The following is a 3,888-nucleotide window of genomic DNA, read 5'->3' as shown; positions in this document are numbered from 1 at the left end:
CGTGCAAGAGGCCCGCTTCGTCGAAGGGAGCGGCCAGGAGTTGAGCGCCTACGGGCAGATGCGGAGCATCGGGATGTGTGCCGATGGGTAGCGACAGCCCCGGCACGCCCGCCAGGCTTGCTGGCACGGTGTAGACGTCGCTCAGATACATTTGGAGTGGATCAGCGGTCTTTTCGCCGCGCTGAAACGCGGGCGTGGGGGTCGCGGGCGTCAGCAGTACATCGACGTCCTCGAACGCCTGCAAGAAGTCGTTGCGGATGAGCGTGCGCACGCGCTGGGCTTTCTCGTAGTACTTGTCGTAGTGGCCCGCCGACAGCGCGTAGGTGCCCAACATGATGCGACGTTTGACCTCGTCGCCGAAGCCTTCGGTGCGCGACTGCACGTACAGCGCCCGAAGCAGATCGCTCTGGGTGTCGAGCTGATCCTGCAACTGGGCCACCCGCTCGGCATCTCCATTCGACTGCGCCGTGCCCAACTGCTCATGCAGCGCCTCGTGCTCTTCTTTGATCGCAGCTTCCATCGTGTCAAAATCGGCGCGGTGGCCGTAGCGCACGCCGTCGTAGCGCGACAGGTTGCTGGAGGCCTCGGCGGTGGCCAGCACGTAATAGGTGGCAATGCCGTATTTGGTGTGCGGTAGCGAAACGGACTGCACCTCGGCCCCCTGGTCACGCAACTGCTCGACCTGCGCCTCAATCATACGGCGGATGTCGGGGTCGAGGCCGTCGGCAAAGTATTCTTCGGGGAGGCCAATGCGCACGCCTTCGACCGAGCGGCCCAGCGCCTCCGTGTAGTCGGGCACCTGCACCTCAGCACTGGTGGCATCGCGCGTGTCGGGTCCGGCCAGCGCGTTAAAGAGCAAGGCCACATCTTCAACCGAGCGCCCCATCGGGCCGATGGTATCGAGCGAGGAAGCGTACGATACGAGTCCGTAGCGGCTCACGCGCCCATAGGTGGGCTTCAGTCCGACCACCCCGCAGAATGCTGCCGGTTGCCGCACCGAGCCGCCGGTGTCGGTGCCAAGGGCCATGTGGCACATGCCATCGGCCACTGCGGCTGCCGAGCCACCTGAGGAGCCGCCCGGCACGTAGTCTGCATGATCGGGATGCTGCACCGGGCCGAAGTACGACGTTTCGTTGGAGGAGCCCATCCCAAACTCATCGCAGTTGGTCTTGCCAATGAAGATGGCTCCGGCTTCCCGCAACTGCTCAATGACATGAGCATCGTAGAGCGCGGTAAAGTCTTCCAGCATCCGCGACCCGCAGGTGAGCGCCTGGTTCTTGATCGCGATCATGTCCTTTACGCCCAGCACGAGTCCGGCCAGCGGACGGTCGTTGCCGCGTTCCAGCTGGCTGTCGAGGTAGCGCGCATGGTTGAGCGCACCGTCACGGTCAACGGTCAGAAACGCATTCACGGCGTCGTTGCACGCCTCAATCCGCTCTAAATACGAAGAGACCAGCGCTTCACAGCTGGTCTCGCCATTGGACAGGGCCGCGCGGGCCTCCGCAAAGGTGGAGTAACTCATGTAGGGCAATAGTCAGGCAGTGGGGGTGATGCGAACAGGAGAGGTGCCCAGCACAGCGAGGCGCAGGGGTTGCACCGTATACATTCTTACAGATTGATGCACCCAGCCACGCGCTCCACGTCGTTACGATGCCGACTCGGACGAGGGGCGCGCTTCGTTGTCGGCATTGCCCTGCGACGAAGGCTGGGCCGACGATTGCTGGCGCGGCTGCGGCTGGCCCTGGCTGGGGCGCCGGGGCTCGTCGATGCGGTCGCGGCGCTCTTCTACGTCGAGCTCGCGGCTGAACTCGCTGGTGGCATCTTTGAACTCGCGGATGCCTTTGCCCACACCACGTGCAATTTCGGGGATGCGCTTCGCGCCGAAAATCAGCAGTACGACCAGGAAGATGAGGATCATTTCGAAAGGTCCGGGCATGCCCATGGCAACAAAGGGGAAAGTACAACAGAAACGCCGTCGCTCAAACAGGCTAAACCGCGCGCGACGAGCACGAGTACAGGGCAGGCGGTTGGGGTGCCTGGTAGTCCGCTAAACAGAGCCCCTGTTTTTCAGTTCCCCCTGCATCCGGCCCCGGAGGCTGCAACGGCGTAATTCCCCGCAAATGATCACGGGGTCATCACAGCCAGAGGGCCTCCTCTCTGAAACAGATCTGGAAAGGCTCGTGTTGACTGCGGCAACCGGCTCGCGCCGGACCTCTTCGCTGCTTTTCCTGTGTCTTTTTCCCACCGTATGCCTACCGCTTCGCCATCCGAACCCGTGCTCTCGCGCGATGACATCGCTGCCTGGCCGAAGGCCGAACTCCACTGCCACCTCGACGGCTCGCTCCGGCTGGCCACCATGCTCGACCTGGCCAAAGCCCAGGGCAAAGTGAGCGTGCTCCCTGCCGATTCGGTCGAGGGCCTACGCGAGATTCTGCGCTCTATCGACGATTCGGAGACGCTGGAGGCGTTTCTGGCCTGGTTCCGCTACACCATCCCCCTGATGCAAACCAAAGGGGCGCTGCATCGCATTGCCTATGAGCTGGCGGAGGATAACGCGCAGGAGAACGTGCGCTACCTGGAGGTGCGCTATGGGCCTATCTTGCACACCGAGGAAGGGCTCTCGCTCGAAGAAGTGAACGACGCCGTGCTTGCTGGACTGAAGGAGGCCGAGCAAGACTACGACATCAAGACGTCGCTGATTATCTGCGGATTGCGCGACCGATACGAAAGCGCCTCCATGCGTCAGGCGGAGCTCGCGGTGGCGCATCGGCACAAGGGCGTAACCGCGTTCGACCTGGCCGGAGGCGAGGCTGGGAATCCACCCAAAGGCCATGTGCATGCGTTCTATCATGCGCGCAACCACATGATGAACCTCACAATTCATGCGGGGGAGTCGTGGGGCCCTGATTCCATCCACCAGGCGCTGTTCTACTGCGGCGCGCATCGCATTGGACATGGCATTACGCTCCGGGAGGATCCGGAGCTCATGCAGTATGTGATTGACCATCGCATCCCCCTGGAAATCTGCCCCACAAGCAATGTCCAAACGCATGTCGTGCCGGGATACGAAGCCCATCCGGTGGCGTACTATGCGGAGAACGATGTGGCAGTGACCATCAACACCGATAACCGGCTGTTTAGCCGCACGAGCATGACCGAGGAATTGTGGCGCACCCACGATCGCTGCGGCGTGCCTGCCGACCAGCTGCGCGAGATTGCCATCAACGGCTTCCGCTACGCGTTCTTGCCGCACCACGAGCGCCAGGCGCTGCTCGAAGACGTGCTCAATGACTTCCCGATGCCGCCCACCGACGAAACGCCGGTGTGGTAACGCCACGATGCCTTCTGCATCCCACTGTTTCCGATCGCCTTACCTGTCGCCATCATGTCTACCCAAACCATCTCGCGTGCGTCTGCCCTCCACGGCTCCGCATCCGTTCCCGCCGACAAGTCCGTGAGTCACCGTGCAGCAATGCTGGCCGCCCTGGCCGACGGGCGCTCTACCCTGCATGGCTTCCCGCAGGCCGCCGATCCGCAATCCACCCTCTCCTGCCTGCGCCAGCTCGGCGTATCCATTGAAACAGAAGGCGACACCGTGCACATTGAAGGGGTGGGCCTGCACGGATTGCAAGCGCCTGCCGCGCCTATTGACTGTGGCAACTCGGGCACCACCATGCGGCTCCTGGCGGGCATTCTGGCCGGGCAGCCGTTTGAGAGCACGCTCACCGGCGATGACCCGCTGCGGGCCCGGCCTATGGCGCGTATTGCCAATCCGCTGCGCCAGATGGATGCCGAGGTCACCCTCACGGGCGGCACGGCTCCCATCCACCTGGGCGGACGCGATGAGCCGCTGCATGCCATGACCTACCGCCTTCCGATGGCGTCGGC

The 3,888-nt window shown here is 63.1% G+C and carries 4 protein-coding genes; 2 read left to right on the top strand and 2 right to left on the bottom strand.

The genetic code is table 11. The features are described from left to right. On the bottom strand, positions 1-1,522 hold a 1,522-nt coding region (locus R6U20_RS08305; RefSeq protein ID WP_410337397.1), incomplete at its 3' end, for an amidase family protein. A 123-nt stretch (positions 1,523-1,645) separates the two neighbouring features. Continuing rightward, positions 1,646-1,936 (bottom strand): twin-arginine translocase TatA/TatE family subunit, encoded by a 291-nt coding sequence (locus R6U20_RS08300; protein ID WP_410337396.1) that lies wholly within the window; start codon positions 1,934-1,936, stop codon positions 1,646-1,648. A 312-nt stretch (positions 1,937-2,248) separates the two neighbouring features. On the opposite strand from R6U20_RS08300, the gene add reads away from it, so the two are divergent. Continuing rightward, positions 2,249-3,331 carry an adenosine deaminase gene (gene add / locus R6U20_RS08295; RefSeq protein WP_410337395.1) on the top strand — a complete coding sequence of 361 codons (1,083 nt, stop codon included), beginning with the start codon at positions 2,249-2,251 and terminating at the stop codon, positions 3,329-3,331. Between the two features lie 54 nt (positions 3,332-3,385). Further along, on the top strand, positions 3,386-3,888 hold a 503-nt coding region (locus R6U20_RS08290; protein ID WP_410337394.1), incomplete at its 3' end, for a 3-phosphoshikimate 1-carboxyvinyltransferase.

Source organism: Longimonas sp. (assembly GCF_046498435.1).
GTDB lineage: Bacteria > Bacteroidota > Rhodothermia > Rhodothermales > Salinibacteraceae > Longimonas.
Note: the sequence above shows the minus strand (reverse complement) of the source record. Positions and strands in the feature narration are given on the sequence as shown.